19 protein-coding genes and 1 riboswitch are annotated in these 17,627 nt (G+C 70.2%); of the genes, 10 read left to right on the top strand and 9 right to left on the bottom strand.

Going from position 1 to position 17,627, the window contains the following annotated elements:
• Positions 1-25 precede the first annotated feature (25 nt).
• Both AB0B14_RS19035 and AB0B14_RS19040 read left to right on the top strand, forming a co-directional pair.
• On the top strand, positions 26-541 hold the full coding sequence (locus AB0B14_RS19035) for a 2'-5' RNA ligase family protein (RefSeq protein WP_357065449.1): 516 nt from the start codon (positions 26-28) through the stop codon (positions 539-541).
• 475 nt (positions 542-1,016) lie between these two features.
• Positions 1,017-1,202, top strand: a complete 186-nt coding sequence (locus AB0B14_RS19040; RefSeq protein ID WP_357065447.1) for a hypothetical protein — start codon at positions 1,017-1,019, stop codon at positions 1,200-1,202.
• Between the two features lie 16 nt (positions 1,203-1,218).
• On the opposite strand, the gene corA is transcribed toward AB0B14_RS19040, so the two are convergent.
• Positions 1,219-2,349, bottom strand: a complete 1,131-nt coding sequence (gene corA / locus AB0B14_RS19045; protein WP_357523274.1) for a magnesium/cobalt transporter CorA — start codon at positions 2,347-2,349, stop codon at positions 1,219-1,221.
• Between the two features lie 168 nt (positions 2,350-2,517).
• Here corA and AB0B14_RS19050 point away from each other — a divergent pair, with 168 nt between their 5' ends.
• From AB0B14_RS19050 to AB0B14_RS19070, 5 genes are all read left to right on the top strand, one after another.
• On the top strand, positions 2,518-4,476 hold the full coding sequence (locus tag AB0B14_RS19050) for an amino acid transporter (RefSeq protein ID WP_357523276.1): 1,959 nt from the start codon (positions 2,518-2,520) through the stop codon (positions 4,474-4,476).
• An 86-nt stretch (positions 4,477-4,562) separates the two neighbouring features.
• Positions 4,563-4,674, top strand: a riboswitch (SAM riboswitch).
• A 34-nt stretch (positions 4,675-4,708) separates the two neighbouring features.
• Positions 4,709-4,849, top strand: coding sequence for a hypothetical protein (locus AB0B14_RS19055; RefSeq protein WP_357523278.1), 141 nt, complete (start codon positions 4,709-4,711; stop codon positions 4,847-4,849).
• 104 nt (positions 4,850-4,953) lie between these two features.
• The gene (locus AB0B14_RS19060) at positions 4,954-5,862 is read left to right on the top strand and encodes an ABC transporter substrate-binding protein (protein ID WP_357523280.1); all 909 of its coding nucleotides are present in this window, start codon (positions 4,954-4,956) and stop codon (positions 5,860-5,862) included.
• A 35-nt stretch (positions 5,863-5,897) separates the two neighbouring features.
• Positions 5,898-6,470, top strand: a complete 573-nt coding sequence (locus AB0B14_RS19065; RefSeq protein WP_357523282.1) for an amino acid ABC transporter permease — start codon at positions 5,898-5,900, stop codon at positions 6,468-6,470.
• Positions 6,467-7,210, top strand: coding sequence for an amino acid ABC transporter ATP-binding protein (locus AB0B14_RS19070; RefSeq protein WP_357065436.1), 744 nt, complete (start codon positions 6,467-6,469; stop codon positions 7,208-7,210). Before AB0B14_RS19065 ends, AB0B14_RS19070 begins: the two co-directional genes overlap by 4 nt.
• An 8-nt stretch (positions 7,211-7,218) precedes the next feature.
• Here AB0B14_RS19070 and AB0B14_RS19075 read toward each other — a convergent pair whose 3' ends face one another.
• From AB0B14_RS19075 to AB0B14_RS19090, 4 genes are all read right to left on the bottom strand, one after another.
• Positions 7,219-8,793: a Na+/H+ antiporter gene (locus tag AB0B14_RS19075; protein WP_357065434.1), complete on the bottom strand. Its 1,575-nt coding sequence runs from the start codon at positions 8,791-8,793 to the stop codon at positions 7,219-7,221.
• Positions 8,794-8,970: 177 nt separating this feature from the next.
• Positions 8,971-9,141, bottom strand: coding sequence for a hypothetical protein (locus tag AB0B14_RS19080; RefSeq protein ID WP_357523283.1), 171 nt, complete (start codon positions 9,139-9,141; stop codon positions 8,971-8,973).
• Positions 9,142-9,160: 19 nt separating this feature from the next.
• Positions 9,161-9,355, bottom strand: coding sequence for a DUF397 domain-containing protein (locus AB0B14_RS19085; protein WP_357523285.1), 195 nt, complete (start codon positions 9,353-9,355; stop codon positions 9,161-9,163).
• Positions 9,352-10,290, bottom strand: a complete 939-nt coding sequence (locus AB0B14_RS19090; protein ID WP_357523287.1) for a helix-turn-helix transcriptional regulator — start codon at positions 10,288-10,290, stop codon at positions 9,352-9,354. Before AB0B14_RS19090 ends, AB0B14_RS19085 begins: the two co-directional genes overlap by 4 nt.
• 434 nt (positions 10,291-10,724) lie before the next feature.
• Here AB0B14_RS19090 and AB0B14_RS19095 point away from each other — a divergent pair, with 434 nt between their 5' ends.
• On the top strand, positions 10,725-11,015 hold the full coding sequence (locus tag AB0B14_RS19095) for a hypothetical protein (protein WP_357523404.1): 291 nt from the start codon (positions 10,725-10,727) through the stop codon (positions 11,013-11,015).
• Here AB0B14_RS19095 and AB0B14_RS19100 read toward each other — a convergent pair.
• Positions 10,997-11,281: a DUF3303 family protein gene (locus AB0B14_RS19100; protein WP_357523289.1), complete on the bottom strand. Its 285-nt coding sequence runs from the start codon at positions 11,279-11,281 to the stop codon at positions 10,997-10,999. The two genes, AB0B14_RS19095 and AB0B14_RS19100, sit on opposite strands and share 19 nt — an antisense overlap.
• Before the next feature lie 241 nt (positions 11,282-11,522).
• On the opposite strand from AB0B14_RS19100, the gene AB0B14_RS19105 reads away from it, so the two are divergent.
• Both AB0B14_RS19105 and AB0B14_RS19110 read left to right on the top strand, forming a co-directional pair.
• Positions 11,523-12,239, top strand: coding sequence for an ABC transporter ATP-binding protein (locus AB0B14_RS19105; RefSeq protein WP_357523291.1), 717 nt, complete (start codon positions 11,523-11,525; stop codon positions 12,237-12,239).
• Positions 12,236-14,842: an FtsX-like permease family protein gene (locus tag AB0B14_RS19110; protein WP_357523293.1), complete on the top strand. Its 2,607-nt coding sequence runs from the start codon at positions 12,236-12,238 to the stop codon at positions 14,840-14,842. The genes AB0B14_RS19105 and AB0B14_RS19110 overlap by 4 nt, the downstream gene beginning before the upstream one ends.
• Before the next feature lie 23 nt (positions 14,843-14,865).
• Here the strand turns inward: AB0B14_RS19110 and AB0B14_RS19115 are convergent, their stop codons facing one another.
• From AB0B14_RS19115 to AB0B14_RS19125, 3 genes are all read right to left on the bottom strand, one after another.
• Positions 14,866-15,525 (bottom strand): response regulator transcription factor, encoded by a 660-nt coding sequence (locus AB0B14_RS19115; RefSeq protein WP_357065428.1) that lies wholly within the window; start codon positions 15,523-15,525, stop codon positions 14,866-14,868.
• Entirely contained in the window at positions 15,513-16,709 is a 1,197-nt protein-coding gene (locus AB0B14_RS19120) for a histidine kinase (protein WP_357523295.1), read from the bottom strand. The genes AB0B14_RS19115 and AB0B14_RS19120 overlap by 13 nt, the downstream gene beginning before the upstream one ends.
• Positions 16,710-16,935: 226 nt before the next feature.
• On the bottom strand, positions 16,936-17,577 hold the full coding sequence (locus AB0B14_RS19125; RefSeq protein WP_357523297.1) for a hypothetical protein: 642 nt from the start codon (positions 17,575-17,577) through the stop codon (positions 16,936-16,938).
• Positions 17,578-17,627: the final 50 nt, after the last annotated feature.

The following is a 17,627-nucleotide window of genomic DNA, read 5'->3' on the forward strand; positions in this document are numbered from 1 at the left end:
AAACCTCGGTCGCTACGGTGATCGAATGGTCGCCGCGGTGGAGCTGTATCTGGACCCGGACGCCACCCGCAGGATCCGGGTGCTGTGGGACGCGCTGGAGGCCGAGGGCGTGCAGAGCATGCGCTCGCTGTTGGAGCAGCGCCACCGTCCGCACGTCTCGCTCGCGGTGGCGCCCCGCCTTGACCCCGCGCAGGTCGCCGAAGCGCTGCACGGGACGGTCGTGGCGGCCCCGCTGCGACTGGACTTCCAGCACGCCGGGCAGTTCGTCGGCCGGGTGCTCTGGCTCGGCCCGGTGCCCACCCCGGAGATGCTGGCCCACCAACGGATGGTGTCCGACCGGCTCACCGCCGCCGGCGTCGCCCTGAGCGAGCACTACCGGCCGGGCCGCTGGGTGCCGCACTGCACGCTGTCCATGCGGGTGCCGAACGCGCTGATGGCCGCGGCGGTGCGCCGCTGTCTCGAGGTGTTGCCGCTGGCCGCGACGGTGGTCGGCGCGGCGCTCACCGACCATGCCCGCGGCATCGCCCACCCGTTGCCCTGAACCACACGGGTCCGGCGCGGCCGCGCCGGTCAGGAGGCCCGGCGGCGGCGTTGTGGACCAGGACGTCGCGTCGACCGAGCCGACGCAGCGCCGCCCATGGTCCTGCCGAGACTCAGGCGCCCGGTGGTGATCCACTCGGGTTTGGTGAAGACGCGGTATCCGGGACGCCGGGATGCCCCGATATTCGTGAAACCGAGTGGATCAATTACCGCGGCGGGCACCAGGAAGATCGCGCTCGATCCAGAAACGAGTGTCCCTCGATGCGCGCACGAGGCCACTACAACCAGGATCGAGCACGATCATGCGAAGGCGAAGGCGAAGGCGAGAATGTCCGGTTTGGCGGGTCACAGTCGGAAACCCGAAAACAAGCGGTGCGGATGCGGCCGGGCGTGGGAAGGTTCGAGGTGGCTGTCGTACCGGTGGCGCGCTGACGCCGCGCCACCGACGGCGGCTTCGACGAGGAGAGGCGGGGCCCATGGAGGCTCAGCGCAGGCCAGCGCGTGCGGAGCGAAGCCAGGCCCGGGACGACCGGACCGGCGGCGGCATGACCGGGGCGGCGACACCACTGACGATCTGGGCCGCCGCCGTCCTGCTCGGCCGGATCGCTGCCGGCGACGACGACATCGAGGACGAGCGGCACATCCTGCGCGGCATCGAGTGATCCCCGGCCGCGCGGTTCACAGCCAGCCGCGCCGTTTGAAGATCACGTAGAGGGTGCCGCACACCATCAGCATGAGCAGCAACGCGAACAGGTAGCCGAAGCGCCAGTTCAACTCCGGCATGTGGACGAAGTTCATCCCGTACACGGTGCCGATGAGCGTCGGGGCGAACAGGATCGCCGCCCAGGACGAGACCTTCTTCAGCTCCTCGTTCTGGGCGTAGCTGGCCGCGTTGAGGCTGCGCATCTCCTCGTTCTGCTGCTGCGAGACGAGCGTGGCGTTGACGGTCAGGATGTTCTGCAACAGGTGCCGAAAACCGTCCACCCGCTCCACCACCTGGGTCAGGTGGTCGGTCACGTCGCGCAGGTAGCGCCGCAGTTCCTCGTCCGTGTTGGCGCTGCCGGCGCCGTCGGCCAGCGCGTCGAGCACGGTGAGCAGTGGCCGGGCGGCGCGCTGGAACTGGATGACCTCGCGGCTGAGGCCGTAGATGCGGCGGCTCGCGTTCGGGTCGCCGCCGAACACCTGGGTCTCAATCTCGTCGATGTCGTTCTCCAGCCCGGCCACCACCGGCGCGTACCCGTCGACGACCTGGTCGAGGATCGCGTACAGGACCGCCTGCGGGCCCCGGGCCAGCATCTGCGCGTCGGTCTCCATCCGCCGCCGCACCGCGGCCAGGTCGGGGGCCTCGCCGTGCCGGACGGTGACCACGAAGCCCGGCCCGATGAACAGGTGCAGCTCGGAGAACTCGACCTCCTCCCGCTGGTCGTCGTAGCGGGCGGCACGCAGCACCACGAACAGGGTGTGCCCGTACCGTTCCAGCTTGGGTCGCTGGTGGGCGTTGATCGCGTCCTCGACTGCCAGGTCGTGTAGCCGGAACTCCCGGGCCAGCGAGGTGATCTGGTCGATGCCGGGTCGGTACAACCCGATCCAGGCCATCGCGGCGTCCTGCTCCTGCAGACAGCGGTACGTCTCGGCGAGGCCGGACGGCGACGCGAAGCGGTGCCCGCGGACGTAGACCGCGCTGTCCACCAGACCACCGCTGGGCGGCTCGGTCGACTCCGTGGGCGGGGGCACACCCTCCGTCGTCTCGTACTCGTCCAGTTGGCGACCGAAGCCACCACCGGGGCGGAAGCGACGGCCACCGACCATGCCCTGTCCCCTCCCCCGGTGCCGTCCGGCCCCGCGCACTTCCGCCAACCCGGGGGCGCTGCATCCCCCGTGTCCCCGACCCGAAACCCGTCCCGCGGCCGGGTGGGTTCCGCGCACCGGCGGACGCGCGCACCCCCACCGGCGGATACTGACCGTGACCGTGGGCGGATGACGGGGGACGCGCCGATGGAGGTCGACAGGCGCGCCGGACGGCTGCGGGGGTGGTTGCTCGACGCGGGCTCGGACCAGGCCGTGCGGCACCCGGGGCCGCACGGACGTCCGCCGGAGGACCGGCACCACCCGTGGTGGAAGGTGATGTGCCTGACCGGCGTCGACTACTTCTCCACGCTGGGCTACCAGCCGGGCATCGCGGCGCTGGCCGCCGGGGCGCTGTCGCCGGTGGCGACCCTGGTGCTGGTGCTGGTGACGCTGCTGGGCGCGCTGCCGGTCTACCGGCGGGTGGCGGTGGAGAGCCCGCACGGCGAGGGCTCCATCGCGATGCTGGTACGCCTGCTGAGCTACTGGCCCGGCAAGCTGCTGGTGCTGGTGCTGCTGGGTTTCGCGGCCACCGACTTCATCATCACCATCACCCTCTCGGCCGCCGACGCGACCGCGCACATCGACGAGAACCCGTTCTGGCCGGACGGGCTCAAGGGGCACGAGGTGCTGCTCACGCTGCTGCTCGTGGCGCTGTTGGGCGCGGTGTTCCTCAAGGGATTCACCGAGGCCATCGGGATCGCCGTCGTGCTGGTCGCGGTCTACCTGACGCTGAACGCGGTGGTGGTGGTCGACGCGCTGTGGCGGGTGGTGACGCACCCGAGCACGGTCGAGGACTGGACCACCGCGCTGACCACCGCGCATGGTGATCCCTGGCTGGTGGTCGGGCTGTCGCTGCTGGTCTTCCCGAAACTGGCGCTGGGCCTGTCCGGCTTCGAGACCGGGGTGGCCGTGATGCCGAGCATCCGGGGCGACCCGCGGGACTCGGAGGCGCGCCCGCTGGGCCGGATCCGCGGTGCGCGCCGACTGCTCACCGCCGCTGCGGTGATCATGAGCGTTTTCCTGATCACCAGCAGCGTGACGACCACGGTGCTGATCCCGGCGGAGGATTTCCGGCCGGGCGGGCCGGCGAACGGACGGGCGCTGGCCTACCTGGCGCACGAGCACCTCGGGGAGGTGTTCGGCACCGTCTACGACCTGTCCACCATCGGGATCCTCTGGTTCGCGGGGGCGTCGGCGATGGCCGGTCTGCTCAACCTCGTCCCCCGCTACCTGCCCCGCTACGGCATGGCACCGGCCTGGGCGCGGGCCGTCCGGCCGCTGGTGCTGGTCTTCACCTCGGTGGCCTTCCTGATCACGGTCCTCTTCGAGGCCAGCGTGGACGCGCAGGGCGGCGCGTACGCCACCGGGGTGCTGGTGTTGATCACCTCGGCGGCGACGGCCGTGACGCTCGCGGCGGTCCGGCGGCGGCAGCGCGGTCGCGGCATCGCGTTCGGAGTCATCGCGGTGGCCTTTGTCTACACCACAGTGGCGAACGTGGTGGAACGCCCCGACGGCGTCAAGATCGCGGCCTGCTTCATCGGCGGGATCATCGTGGTGTCGCTGCTCTCCCGGCTGTCACGGGCCTACGAGCTGCGCGTCGACCGGGTCGAGTTGGACCCGGTCGCGACCCGGATGATCGACGAGCGGGCCGGACGGCGGATCCGGCTCATCGCCCACGAGCCCGACCGGCGCGACGCGGCCGAGTACCGCGCCAAGTTGGACCAGACGATGGCGGACAACGACTTTCCCGACGACAGCGACGTGATCTTCGTCGAGGTGCACGTCACCGACCCGTCGGACTTCGAGACCGAGTTGCTGGTGCGCGGCAGCATGGTGGACGACAGCTTTCCGGTGCTCGGCCTGACCGCCTCCTCGGTGCCCACCGCGCTCGCCGCCCTGCTGCTGGAGATCCGCGACCGGAGCCGGCGACGCCCCCACATCTACTTCGAGTGGAGCGAGGGCGGCCCGGCCCGCAACATCCTGCGGTACCTGGCCTTCGGGCAGGGGGCGATCGCCTCGGTAACCCGGGAGATCCTGCGTCGCCAGGAGCCCGACCCGTGCCGCCGGCCGCACGTGCACGCCGGTTGACCTGCGGCCGGGCACCCGGTCCGGCACGGTGAGCGTGGTCATAACGACTGGACGATCCACCCGGACGTGCTGCTAACCTCGCCGCAGGTCATGAGTGCCAGCGCGAAGCCCCGGCTCGCTGGCCGGCAACCCTCCTCCGCGGTGGGGTGCCCCGGGTGAAGACCAGGCACCGGCACGACGCCGGTGCAAGCGTGGCCTGGCACCCAGGTCAGCACCAGACCCGGGAGACCGTATGCGCATCCTCAGCTCCACCCCACCGGCCGACGTCGCGGATCTGCGCGCCGACCGGCTCGCGCCGGCACTGACCCGGCGACGGCACGTGGACATGATGCGAATGTGCAGCGCGGCGTGTCGCCGCCGCACCGCGCACTGACGCGTCCCTCTTCCCACACCCATGTCCAGCGGTACGCCCATCGGGCGCACCGTCGGCGGCACACGTCCGTGCCCGCCGAGACGCGACCTCTTTCGGAGACACCCGTGCGACTTCTTCCTGCCCTGACCCGTGCCGCCGCCCTCGGCGCGGCCACCATCCTGGCCGCCACCGCGCTCACTGCCTGCGGCGACGACAGCTCGTCCGACACCACCGCCAACCCGTACGGCCTGGCCCAGCCGGGCGTGCTGCGGGCCGGCACCCTGACCGACGCCCCGCCGAACGTCTTCCTCAAGGACGGCAGGTTCACCGGCTTCGACAACGACCTGCTGACCGCCGTTGCCGGCAGGCTCGGCCTCACCGTGGAATTCGTCGGCACCGACTTCTCCGCGCTGCTCTCCCAGGTCAACAACCACAAGTTCGACGTCGGCAGCTCCTCGATCACCATCACCGAGGCGCGGAAGAAGACAGTCGACTTCGGCAACGGCTACGACTTCGGCTACTTCGGCCTGGACGTCCCGGCCGGCTCACCGATCACCGGCTTCGACCAGCTCACCGGCAAGCGGGTCGTGGTGGTGCAGGGCACCGTGCAGGACGACTACGCCACCGGAAAGCAGCTCGACCCGGTGCGGGTGCCGGACTACAACGGCGCGATCAACCAGCTCAAGGCCGGCACCGCCGACGCGTGGATCGCCCCGGCCGAGATCGGCGAGAAGTCGGCCGCCGACAGCAACGGCAAGATCACCGTGGCGGCCAAGCAGCTCAGCCCGGCCCCGACCGCGTACGCCGTGGCCAAGGGCAGCGACAAACTGCGCGAGGCGCTGAACAAGGGCCTCGACGAGGTCATCGCGGACGGCACCTGGAGCCGGTTGCAGACGCAGTACTACCCGGGCCGGCCGATCCCGGCGGACTTCACGCCGGGCAGCGGCACGGTGCCGGCACCGACCGGGTCCGTCGCGCCGTCCGCGTCCGGCACGCCCGTCACGCCGACCGCGTCCGCGTCGGCCGCGTCCTGAGCCGGTGACGAGCGAGCGGGGCGGTAGGAGCCGACGTGTTCCGGGGGCTGCCGGCGGCGGCGACGATCCTGCTGATCGGCGTCGGGCTCGCCCCGCTGGGCATGCAGGTCTGGGGACCGGACCCCTACCCGCTGGGAATCCTGGCGCTGTCGCTCATCGCGGCCGCGTACATCGGGGAGATCTTCCGCTCCGGCATCCAGTCGGTGGAGGCCGCCCAGTTGGAGGGCGCCCGCGCCCTCGGCTTCTCCTGGGCCGACGCGATGCGGCTGGTGATCATCCCGCAGGGCATCCGGCGGGTGCTGCCGGCCTGGGTGAACCAGCTCATCGCCCTGATCAAGGACTCCAGCCTGGTCTACTTCCTCGGCCTGGTGGCCAGTCAGCGGGAGCTGTTCCGGATCGGGCAGGACTACGCGGCCACCACCGGCAACGAGTCGGCGCTGCTGCTGGCGGGGCTGTGCTACCTGGCACTGACCGTACCGCTGACGCACGTCGTCAACTGGATCGACCGGCGGCTGCGCAACGGCCGCCCGGCAACCGCACCGTCCGCCGAGGACGAGGACGACGACACCCCATCGGCGTACGCCACGACGGAAGGACACCGGCGATGACCACCGTGACGACCACCTCGGTCAGCCTCGACGTCCGCGATGTGCACCTCGCCTTCGGACCGAACCGGGTGCTACGCGGCGTCGACCTCACTGTGGCGCGCGGCGCGACGGCCTGCGTGATCGGCCCGTCCGGGTCGGGCAAGTCCACCCTGCTGCGCACCATCAACCGGCTGATCGAGCCGGACCGCGGCGACGTACTGCTGGACGGGCGCAGCGTGCGGGGCGACGACCCGGACGCGCTGCGTCAGCGGGTGGGCATGGTCTTCCAGCACTTCAACCTCTTTCCGCACCTGAGCGTGCTGCGCAACGTCACCCTCGCGCTGCGCCGGCTCCGCAAGCTCGGCGCGGACGAGGCGGAAAGCATCGCGCGGACCCACCTGGAGCTGGTGGGGTTGGCCGGCAAGGCCGACGCGCGGCCGGCGCAGCTCTCCGGTGGTCAGCAGCAACGGGTGGCGATCGCCCGGGCGCTGGCGTTGCGGCCCGAGGTGATGCTCTTCGACGAGGCCACCTCGGCGCTCGACCCGGAGTTGGTCAAGGGTGTTCTCGCGGTGATGGCCGACCTGTCCGCCGCCGGCATGACCATGGTGGTGGTCACCCACGAGATGGGCTTCGCCCGGCAGGTCGCCGACACCGTCGCCTTCATGGACCGGGGCGTGGTGTTGGAGGCCGGCCCACCCGAGGCGATCTTCGAGCGGGCCGAGCATCCTCGGCTGCGCCGGTTCCTCGCGCAGGTGCTCTGACCCGCGGGTCACTCGTTGGGTCCGCGCCCCAGCAGCCGGATCTCCTCGTTGTCCAGCGCGGCCTGGAGCTCCTGGAGCACCAGGTCGTCGATCTCCCGGTTGTCGCGCAGTCGGGTGACCTCGCGCCTCTTGTGGGCGAGGACCCCGAGGCGCAGCTTGTGTTCCAGCCGGCGCTCCTCGGCGGTGTTCCCGCCGCTCTCGCTGAGGTCCGTCAGGTGCCGCTGATACTCGGCCTGCAACCGGCGTACCGAATCCTCCTGGGCGCCGACCTCGGCGGCGACCTGCGGCAGGGCGGCCAGGCCCACCTCGGTGGCCCGCCGCCGGGCGTTGCGGGTCTCGTCGACGCGTTCCGGGTCGCCGGACAGCCCGGCCCAGCGCACGACCAACGGCAGGGTGGTGCCCTGCAGCAGCATGATCAGCACGATCACCAACGCGGTGACGAAGATGATCAGGTCTCGTTCGACGACCGGTCGACCGGCGACAGTCATCGTCGGGACGGCCAGGGCGGCGGCGAGCGACACCGCGCCCCGGAACCCGGACCAGCCGGCGACGGTCCCGACCCGCCAACTGGGCGGACCTTGGCCGTCGTCCATCATCCGGCGACGCCGCAGCCGCGCCGTCTGGGCGGTGAGGTAGATGAAGACCAGCCGGGTGGCCACGACGACCACCGTGACCACCAGCACGATCACCAGAGCCCGCTCGGGCGACGTGCTGGTGATGCCCCGCACCGCCCGGGGTATCTGCGTGCCGAGCAGGACGAACAGCCCGCCGTTGATCAGGAACGTGGTCAGGTCCCAGAACGCCAGCGCGAGCACCCGGGACCGGGCGCGGATCACCCGTGGGCCGGCATAGGACAGCATGAGCCCGGCGACCACCACCGCCAGCACCCCGCTGGCGTGCACCGCGTCGGCGAGCAGGAAGGCGCCGAACGGTGTCAGCACGCTCAGCGCGCCCTCGCGCAGCGGATCGTCGAGCCGCTTGCGGATCAGCACCACGGCGGCCCCCACCAGCAGGCCGGCGACCACGCCGCCGACGCTGGCGCCGACGAACTCCTCGCTGATGCCCAGCACGCCCGGCTTGGCGCTCTGACTGAGCAGACCCACGGCCACCGCGAAGACCACAAGCGCGGTGCCGTCGTTGATCAGGCTTTCCGCGTGCAGGGTGGTGAGGAGCTTGCGGGGCAGCCGTTTGGCCAGGCCGGTGACCGCGGCGGCGTCGGTCGGCGCGAGAACCGCGCCGAGCACCCAGGCGGCGGCGGGGTTCACCCCGAACGCCTGCGCCGCGAACGACACGGTGACCATGGTGAGCACCACCAGCACCACGGCGAGCAGACCGATCACCGGCAGGTTGGCCCGGATCTCCCGCAGGCTGATGGTGAGGCTCTCCCGGTACAGGATCGCCGGCAGGAAGATCAGCAGCACCAGGTCCGGTTTCAGGGTCACCTCGGACAGCGGCGGCGTGAGCCCCAGCAGCACGCCGAACGCGATGAGCAACACCGGCGGAGCGACCCGGTATCGACCGCCGAGAGTGGTGCCGACGAGGACGGTGGCGCCGAGCACCACGATCAGGATGAGCGCCTCCACGCCGTACCCCCCTCGGCCCATGCCCGACGGCGGACGCGCCGGTGGTTACATCTGACCGCACCGGTCGGCTCATTCCGGCGGAAACCGGCAAGTCGCCGGATCGCCTGCGAGCGGGCTAGCCCCTGGTCGCTGCGGTTCTGGTGGGCATCGCCGTGAGAGGTGCTGAATCCTGCCCGGTCAGTCCGCCAGGTCGGGGCGGTTCTTGGCGATCCAGGCTCGCACGGGTTTGCCCTCCCAGACGCGGCCCATCTTCAACGTGGCGAGAGGGTCAGGGAACCCCTTGCGGCCAACGATGATCGTGGCGCGCTGCTTGCTGATCCCGCCAAGCAAATCACGGATCTCATCCAACCCAAGCAGCTCCACAGGCTCACGCGTCGAACTGGCCCGACTTGACCCCCTGGACGAAAGCGACCCACTGACCCGCGCCGAACGCCAGCGCCGGCCCCTGCCGATCCTTCGAGTCCCGAACCTGGGTGGTGCGGTCCATGTACCGAGCCTCAACACACGCGCCGTTGCCGCCGCTGCGGGTGCTGGTCCGCCACTGGTTATCGAGCGCCTTCATGGCGTCTCCTTGTCACGAAGCTTCTTGATCAATGTGGTCGAGGCCGTGGGTGACAGTGCGGCTGCCCGCAGGTTGCTGAACACTCGTGCGCACCGGTCGACGTCCTCGCCCTCAGCGTAGAGGTCACCGGTCAGTCCCTCGATGTAGACCACTCCGGGTCCTTCCTCAAAGCCAAGGATGTGGAAGCTGGACACCATCGAGGCGTAGGCGCCCTCTCGGAACGGGATGACCTGGATGGTGATGTTCCAGCGTTTCTGTGCTTCGAGCAGAGTCGCGAGCTGTGCCGCCATGACCTCCGGTCCACCGATCTGGCGGTGGAGTACCGCCTCGTCGATGACCGCAACGAGCTTCAGTTGACCATCGGTCAGTAGCTTCTGCCGTTCCGTTCGTGCGGCTACCCGCTGGGCCACGCCATCCGGAGTTGGTTGTGAGGCGTCGGCGCGGATGATCGCTTGGGCGTACTCGGCGGTCTGAAGGAGGCCGGGCACTACCAGCGTTTCGAAGTTGTGGATCTCCGACGCTGCGGATTCCAGGCCGATGTACTGCCGGTAGGAGTTCGGCAGGTCGCCGTACTTCGCCCACCAGCCGCGCTGCTTGCCACTGCGGGCCATGGACAACAACGTCTCCCGCAGCTCGGCATCGGTGACGCTGTAAAGATCAAGCAGCGCGTTGAGTGCGGGACCCTTCAAGCCGACGCGGCCCTGCTCGATTCGGCGCAAGGTGCTCGGTGAAACCTCGATCAGCGCGGCGGCTTGTTCGACGGTCACGCCCGCTTCTTCGCGTGCTCGCTTGAGCTGTGCGCCGAGTTGGAACCGCAGGAACGTGGGGCTCTCCATGGTCGTCATCATGCCCTCAGCTTCCTCATCTTTGTGCAACCACACGCCGCGCACCATCGACAACCCTAGGTCATTGACCCCATAAAAATGCGCGCGCAAAATGGGAGTGTGAAAGACACCACGCAAACGCGAGGGAGCGAACATGTCTCGACATGTGCCCTACGGCGAGTACATCGCGGCAGTAGCCATGACCCTTGCTCGTAGGCATAAGCCGGTGTGGTCGTGGGTCAGGTGGCGCAACGTCTGCAAGTGCGGGAACGAGCTGCCGTGTCGTGCCAGACACCAGGTCCCGATCAACCGGGGTCACTGGCCAGGTGAGAGCTGATGACCACGCACGGACCGGTCCTGCCGCTCTGGCTGTGCGAGGGATGCGACCGGCCGTGACCCTGTGTCACACGCCGCGCGGAACTGCTGGCCGAACACGAGCGGGTGCCGCTGGCGTACTACCTGAGCCTGTGCCTGATCTCCGCCGGACAGGACATGAGCTGGGCACCCCGGGACGCGCTCCGACGCAGGTTCATCGGTTGGCTGCCGTGAAGGCCGGAGACGTCGTGTTCATCGGCCCGGACTGCTCCGTGCAGTTCACCGGGGACCGGGCGCTGATCATGCGGGTGGCTTCCATCGGCGAGGTCGACCCGTACAACGGGTGGGTGTGGGTCGCGGGGTACGTCCTCGACGCCCGAGGGATCGCCACGGCCAAGCGTGAGCTGTACGTGGTCAGAGCCGGGCTGCGCGTCGCCCCGACGCCAGCAGTGGTCAGCAAACCGGGGCGCGGGGACCGCGTCACCCGTACGGGTTGTACACGTCAGTCTTCGTCGAGATAGGGCGCTACGACCTCGCGGGTGTCGGCGCTGGGCACCACCGGAACGATCTCGAAGGTGACGCCCGTGCCGCGCCACCCGAGCACCCACTGCTGAAGAAATCGCAGGTCGTCGCATCGCATGAGCTGGAAGCAGCGACCGAAGGTCGGCTCGACCCAGCTGTCCACGTACTCCAGTCCGTCCGGGAGCTGCCGGCCGCGGTCGCGGACCGCCTGGTACACCGGCACCATGTCGTTGTCGCGGAACCGCTCGATGACCATGAAGAGCATCGGGCATGGTAACCGGCGTCGACAGCCGAGGTGCCGGCCAGAGCGGCGCGCTGCGTCACCGGCACTACAGCCAGCTGTACCTCATCTCCGGTGGTAGGAGGTATCGGCCCAGGCTGCCGCCGTTCCTAGCATCGACGGTATGAGATCAAACGGGGACCCGTCGAGAGAGCGCGTCCCGCATGCCGCGACCGGCACGCTGTGCACTCGCGCGACGCCGACATCAGGGCCATCGTCGTACGCGGTGCGCTTGGAGTCGGTGTCGAAGGAGTACGGGTCCGGGAAGAACGCGGTACGGGCTCTCGACGCGGTGACAGCCGCATTCCCGCGCGGTACGTTCACCGCCGTCATGGGCCCGTCCGGGTCGGGCAAGAGCACATTTCTGAACTGCGCGGCCGGCCTCGATCGGCCGACGTCGGGCCGGGTCATGCTGGGTGACACGGAGCTGTCCGGCCGGTCGGAGAGCGAGTTGACCGAGCTGCGGCGCGACCGCATCGGCTTCGTCTTCCAGGCGTACAACCTGTTGGGGGCGCTGACCGTCGAGGACAACGTCACGCTGCCGTTGCGGCTGGCGGACCGGAAGACCGAGCAGGCGTTCCTGCGAGAAGTGCTCACCGCGGTCGGCCTCGGCGAGCACGTCAAGCGGCGGCCGGGCGAACTGTCCGGCGGTCAGCAGCAGCGAGTCGCTGTCGCCCGCGCGCTGATCACCCGCCCGGAGGTGGTGGTCGCGGACGAGCCGACCGGCGCTCTGGATACCCGGTCCAGCAAGCAGGTTCTGGAACTGCTGCGACACGTCGTGGACGACCTGGGGCAGACGGTGCTGATGGTCACCCACGACCCGGTCGCCGCCTCCTTCGCCGACTCGATCGTGTTCCTCGCCGACGGCAGGATCGCGGGCGAGCTGACCCGGCCCACTCCCGAGCAGGTCGCGTCGCGCATGACGCACCTGGGCGAGTGGTGATCCGCCGCATCCGGCGGGTCGTCCGCCTCGTGGTGCCGTACCGAAAAGATCTGTCGCTGGCCTGGAGCACGATCAAGGGGCGCAAGGGCGGTTTTGTCGGCTCCTTCGTCGCGATCGCTGCGGGCTCGGCGGTGATCACCGCCTGCGGGACGCTGCTGGTGTCCGGACTCGGCACCGGCGTGACCCCCGAGCGCTACTCGGGCACGGCGGTGGTCCTCGGCGCTCAGCAGTCGTTCCGGCTGGACGAGACCTCGGAGGTCCGCTACGGCGAACGCGTCACGCTGCCCGCCGACAAGGTCGCCGCCGTCGCCGCGGTGCCCGGTGTTCAGTCGGCCATCGGAGACGTCACCATCGAGGTAGGCGTGCTGGCCTCGGACGGCGACGCGGTGGCCGGCCCGGACGGCTTCCCGGTGTTCGGGCACGGCTGGTCCGCTGCGGCGCTCGCGCCATTCCGGGTACGCGAGGGCCGGGCGCCCGCCGCGCCCGACGAGGTCGTGCTCGACGCCGATCTCGCCGCACGCGGCGACGTGTCGCTCGACGCGACGGTGCGGCTCGTTTCCGGCTCGGTCCCGGCGTCCTACCGCGTGGTGGGTATCGCCACCGCGCCGGGAGACGGGTTGGACCGGCAGTCCGCCGTGTTCGTCACCGACGACCAGGCGACCAAGCTGTCCGGCCGTCCGGACCGGGTGGACGCCATCGGTGTGCTCGCCGCCCCCGGTGTCACACCTGAGCAGTTGGCCGAGCGCATCACGGCCGCCGTGCCGGGCCTGGTGGCCCACACCGGAACGGGACGCGGCGACGTGGAGTTCCTGGACGTGGGCGACGCCCGCAGCCTGGTAGTCGAGACGGCGGCGTCGTTCGGCGGCACCATGGTGCTGATCGTGGTGTTCGTGGTGGCGAGCACCCTCGCCCTGTCGGTGCGGCAGCGCAGACGAGAACTGGCCCTGCTGCGTGCCATCGGCGCGACACCCAAGCAGATCCAGTGGATGATCGGCGCCGAGATGACCCTCGTGTCGTCGGTCGGCGCCGTGGTCGGCGCACTGCCCGGCGTGGCGCTCGCGTACGTGATGCGCAGCGTGTTCGTCGTCGCGGACGCGATGCCCCCGGACTTCCAGATGCGGGTGGGGTCGTTGCCCGTCCTGGCCTCGCTGGTGCTGTGCATGACCAGCGCCCGGCTTGCCGGCTGGTTGGTCGCGCGGCGGGTGGCCAAGATCAGTCCGGTCGAGGCGCTCGGAGACGCCCATGTCGAGCCGAAGAAACTCGGCTGGGTCCGGTTGACCATCGGCGTCCTCCTCATCCCGCTCGGGCTGCTGCTGGCCCTGGGCAACGTCGCGTCGCCGGGCGACTCGGCCGCCGACACCGCGGGGAGCGCGGTGCTGTTGTTCGTCGTGGCGCTCGGGTGTCTTGGACCCCTGCTGCTTCGGGGCGCCGTCGTGCTGTTCGGCTCGCGCCTGAACCGGCAGTCCACGGCCAGCGGCTTTCTCGCCCAGGCCAACGCGCGGGCCAACTCGCGGCGGCTCAGTTCGGCCATTACACCGCTGGCCATGGGCGTGGCCCTGGCCGCCGTGCAGGTGTTCGGCGCCGCCACGACGATCGCGGCGGCGCGGCACCAACTCGAGGACGGCCTGCGGGCCGACCACGTGCTGACCGCGTCGTCCGGTGCCGGTGTCTCCCCGGAGGTCGTGGACGCCGTGCGCGGCGTGCCCGGCGTCGCAGTGACGACGCCGGTGGCACGGATGCGGGTGCTGGTGACCTTTCCGTCCGAGGACAGCACCGCGACCAGGGTCTTCGCCGCCCAGGGCGTGGCGCCCGAACGGCTCTCCGAAACCATGGATCTCGCAGTGGACCAGGGCGACATCGCGGAACTGCGTGGCGAGGCGGTGGCGCTGAGCCGGGTCGTCGCGCAGACCGTCCGAGCGAGAGTCGGCGCGACGATCGAGCTCCGACTCGGCGACGGCACGCTGGCCAGGCCACGGGTGGTGGCGATCTACGAGAACGGCCTGGGCTTCGGGGAGGTCACCCTGCCCAACGACCTCGTCGTTGCCCACACCACCGCGCGGGTGGACACCGCGGTGCTGATCAGATCGGTGGACGGGACCGACCCGGAGGCGCTCGCCGGCGCGCTGCGTGGCGCCGTCGCACGCTACCCGACGGTCCGGGTCGGCGACCGGCAGACGTTCCTGGCCGCACCTGGGCCCGGCGGCTCGGGTGACTGGGCACTGAACCTGCTGTTTCAGACGGTACTGCTGGGCTACATCGCCATCGCCGTGGTGAACACCCTCGTGATGGCCACGACGGCACGGGTTCGCGAGTTCGCGATGCTGCAACTCATCGGTGCCAGCCGAGACCAGCTCCGCGCGATGATGAACGGCGAGGCCAGAATCGTGGTCTTCGCGGCGCTGCTGTTCGGTTTGCTGGCGACGATCCCGCCGCTGATCGGCATCAGCCTCGGGCTGACGAAGTCGCCAGTTCCCACCATCTCCCTGACCGGGCTCATCGCGATCGTGACGCTCACCATCGCACTGTCCTGGGGCGCGATCAGGGTGGCCACCCGGTACGGGTTGCGACCCGCGCCGGTCGACGCGATCGGCGGGCGCGAGTGATCGACGACGGAAACCGGGGCGGATCAGCTACCGCTCATCCGGCCCGCGGCGTTGAGGTAGGCAAGCACGGCGAGGACGCGGCGATGGCCGCTGTCGGCCACGGCGAGGCCGAGCTTGGCGAAGATGTTGCCGATGTGCTTGTGGACAGCGTTGTCGGTGATAACCAGCTGCGCAGCGATCGCGGTGTTGTCGTGACCCTGTGCCATCAATGCGAGCACCTCACGTTCGCGTGGGGTGAGGGCGGCGATCGGGTCGCCAGCACGTTGAACGAGCTGCGCGATGACCTCGGCATCCATCGCGGTACCACCGGCGGCGACGCGGCGCAGCGCGTCAACGAACCCGTCCACCCGGCTGACCCGGTCCTTCAGGAGATAGCCGACGCCACCCCCGGTGGTGGAGAGCAGTTCGGCGGCGTACTGCTGCTCGACGTACTGCGACAGCACCAGGACCGGCAGGCCGGGGTGCTCCCGGCGGGCTTGGAGGGCGGCTCGGATTCCTTCGTCGCGAAACGACGGCGGCAACCGGACATCGACGATTGTGACGTCGGGCCGGTGCTGCCGTACGGCGGCGAGGAAACCCGCCGCGTCGTCGGTGATGGCGGCGATCTGGAAGCCCGCTCGGCCCAGCAGCAGTTCCAGCCCGGTGGACAGCAATACGTTGTCCTCGGCGATCACGACCCGCATGGCAGCTCCACGGTGATGCCTGTCGGCCCGCCGGCCGGGCTGTCGACCTCGACGGTGCCGTCGAGCGCGAGTACTCGGCGACGGATCCCGGCTAGGCCGGTGCCCTGCCGATCGTCGGCGCCGCCGGTGCCGTTGTCAGTGATCAGCACCGACAGCCGGTCCGCCGTGCGGCTGACCCGTACGCCGGCCGCTGTCGCCCGGCTGTGTTTGGTGACGTTGGTCAGCGCCTCGGCGACGGCGAAGTAGACGACGGTCTCCACCGCTGCCGGTACCCGCCCGAGGTCGCCGATGTCCAGCCGGGTCGGGACACCGCAGCGGGTGGAAACGGCGGTCAGGGCACCGTCGAGACCTCGGTCGGCGAGAATCGGCGGATAGACGGTCCGGATCACCTCGCGCAGTTCGGTCATCGCCTCTTCGGCCCCTTCGTGTGCGTCCCGAAGAAGTCCTTCCACGAACTGCTCGTCCCGCGGATTGTCGGCGAACGCCTGCCGGGCCACGGCCAGCCGCATCGCGATGGCCACCAGCCGGGCCTGCGTGCCGTCGTGCAGGTCGCGTTCGATTCGGCGCAGCTCCGCGCCGTGCGCGTCGAGCACGTCCGCTCGGGTGCGGGTCAACACGGCGACCCGTTCGGCGAGTTGGTCGTTCGTCGAGTACGACAGCACCACCAGGCATATTCGGGCGTGTGCCCAGGCGATCGGTGCGAAGCCCACATACGCCAGCGCGGTGAGGAGGACGATCTGCAGTGGACCGAGGGTGAGGGCTGTCGCCCAGCCGGTCACCGGAACGTCGATGAACAGCCGCGGCCGGCTCTCCGGCCGGAACGCCCACCACAGCGGTGTGGCGATCATGGCGACGACGATGTTGCCCGCGCACAGCAGCGCGGGCAGGCCGAACACCACTCCGGTCACCGCGTTCACCGGCAGCCACAGCAGGGCACGCGAGGTACGGACCGTTGCCGGATCGGCCCATGCCCGGCGTCCTGTCGCGCGCAGAGCAGGACGCGACGCCAACGGCGCACCGAGCAGTCGGCTGGCGCGCTCTCGGTGCCAGTTCGCCCAGAGCCGGGCGAGCCACGGGATCCACAGCAGCGGCAGCGCGAGCACCGTGACGACCCCGGAGAGTAGCGAGCCCAGCAGGTAGACACCGCTCCGCCGCCACTGCACCCACCGTCGACCCGACGTCACGGGATGTTGTTGCCCGGTAACCGCCGAGGAAGCTTGCCTTGCCGACACGGCGTCGAGTCTGCCCGGTGGCCGGCGCCGGCGCCATGACGGCACGGCCAGCACGCGCCCGCCGGCGCTCAGCTTCGCTCGTCGGCGCGGACGCGGGCGGTGAGCACCCGCGCGGTACAGCAGATGACCCTGGACGAACGGGTCAGTAGTCGCGGCGTGTATCAGAACCCCTGGATGGTCACCGAGCCGGCTGCTCCAGCTCGGCGCGGATCTGACCGAACACACCCTGCGGGTCGTCCGTCTTCGCGAAGCCGACGAAGGTCACCATGCCGAGCGTCTGATGATCACTCCAGGCGCAGATGTCGACGGGGATGCCCGTCTTGGCTGGTACGGTGCCGCAGCCGGCCAGGCCACCCAGAGGACCCGGTTGGATCGGCGCCACGTTGGTCACCTTCGGCAGCCCGGCGAAGGTCCTGTCCAGCGCCGCGGTCGGGTCGGTGATCGTTCCGGACACCGCGCTGATCAGGATGACCCGCTGGTCGTCGCCTGGAATGTGGAGCCCGCGCTCGCGGGAGTACACCTCTTTGGCCTGGACGTAGGCGGTGCCCATCGCGCTTGTGGGTTCAGCGCTGAGCAGCTTCTTGAAGGTGCCCATGTCCTGCTCGGCGTGGTCATGGAAACCCCGATCCACGGACTCGGTCCAGGTGCCCAGAAGCTTGTCTGGCTTGTCGATGCGCATCCTCGTGGCGGAGGGCGGTGACGGCGCGGTCGTAGCCGGCGCGGGGCCGCCGGCCCGCCCCGCACACCCGGTCGTGGCCAGCAGGATCGCCGACGTCAGCGCACCGATGACTGCTGTGGCAGCCGGCTTCGCGCGTGTCATGAGTTCCATCCCCCTGTCGTGTTTCGCGCGTAAGGTATCGCAGCTGGGGC

Origin of the sequence: Micromonospora sp. NPDC049171, assembly GCF_040648275.1 — a bacterium.
Taxonomy (GTDB): Bacteria; Actinomycetota; Actinomycetes; order Mycobacteriales; family Micromonosporaceae; genus Micromonospora.

Bases quoted from the DNA above. Each gene is read 5' to 3' on its own strand.
- AB0B14_RS19100 (WP_357523289.1), bottom strand. From the start codon at position 11,281: ATGCTCTTCATGGTCATCGAGCGGTTCCGCGACAACGACATGGTGCCG.
- AB0B14_RS19070 (WP_357065436.1), top strand. From the start codon at position 6,467: ATGACCACCGTGACGACCACCTCGGTCAGCCTCGACGTCCGCGATGTG.
- AB0B14_RS19035 (WP_357065449.1), top strand. From the start codon at position 26: ATGGTCGCCGCGGTGGAGCTGTATCTGGACCCGGACGCCACCCGCAGG.
- AB0B14_RS19125 (WP_357523297.1), bottom strand. From the start codon at position 17,577: ATGACACGCGCGAAGCCGGCTGCCACAGCAGTCATCGGTGCGCTGACG.
- AB0B14_RS19040 (WP_357065447.1), top strand. From the start codon at position 1,017: ATGGAGGCTCAGCGCAGGCCAGCGCGTGCGGAGCGAAGCCAGGCCCGG.
- AB0B14_RS19115 (WP_357065428.1), bottom strand. From the start codon at position 15,525: ATGCGGGTCGTGATCGCCGAGGACAACGTATTGCTGTCCACCGGGCTG.
- corA (WP_357523274.1), bottom strand. From the start codon at position 2,349: ATGGTCGGTGGCCGTCGCTTCCGCCCCGGTGGTGGCTTCGGTCGCCAA.
- AB0B14_RS19055 (WP_357523278.1), top strand. From the start codon at position 4,709: ATGCGCATCCTCAGCTCCACCCCACCGGCCGACGTCGCGGATCTGCGC.
- AB0B14_RS19050 (WP_357523276.1), top strand. From the start codon at position 2,518: ATGACGGGGGACGCGCCGATGGAGGTCGACAGGCGCGCCGGACGGCTG.
- AB0B14_RS19085 (WP_357523285.1), bottom strand. From the start codon at position 9,355: ATGAAGGCGCTCGATAACCAGTGGCGGACCAGCACCCGCAGCGGCGGC.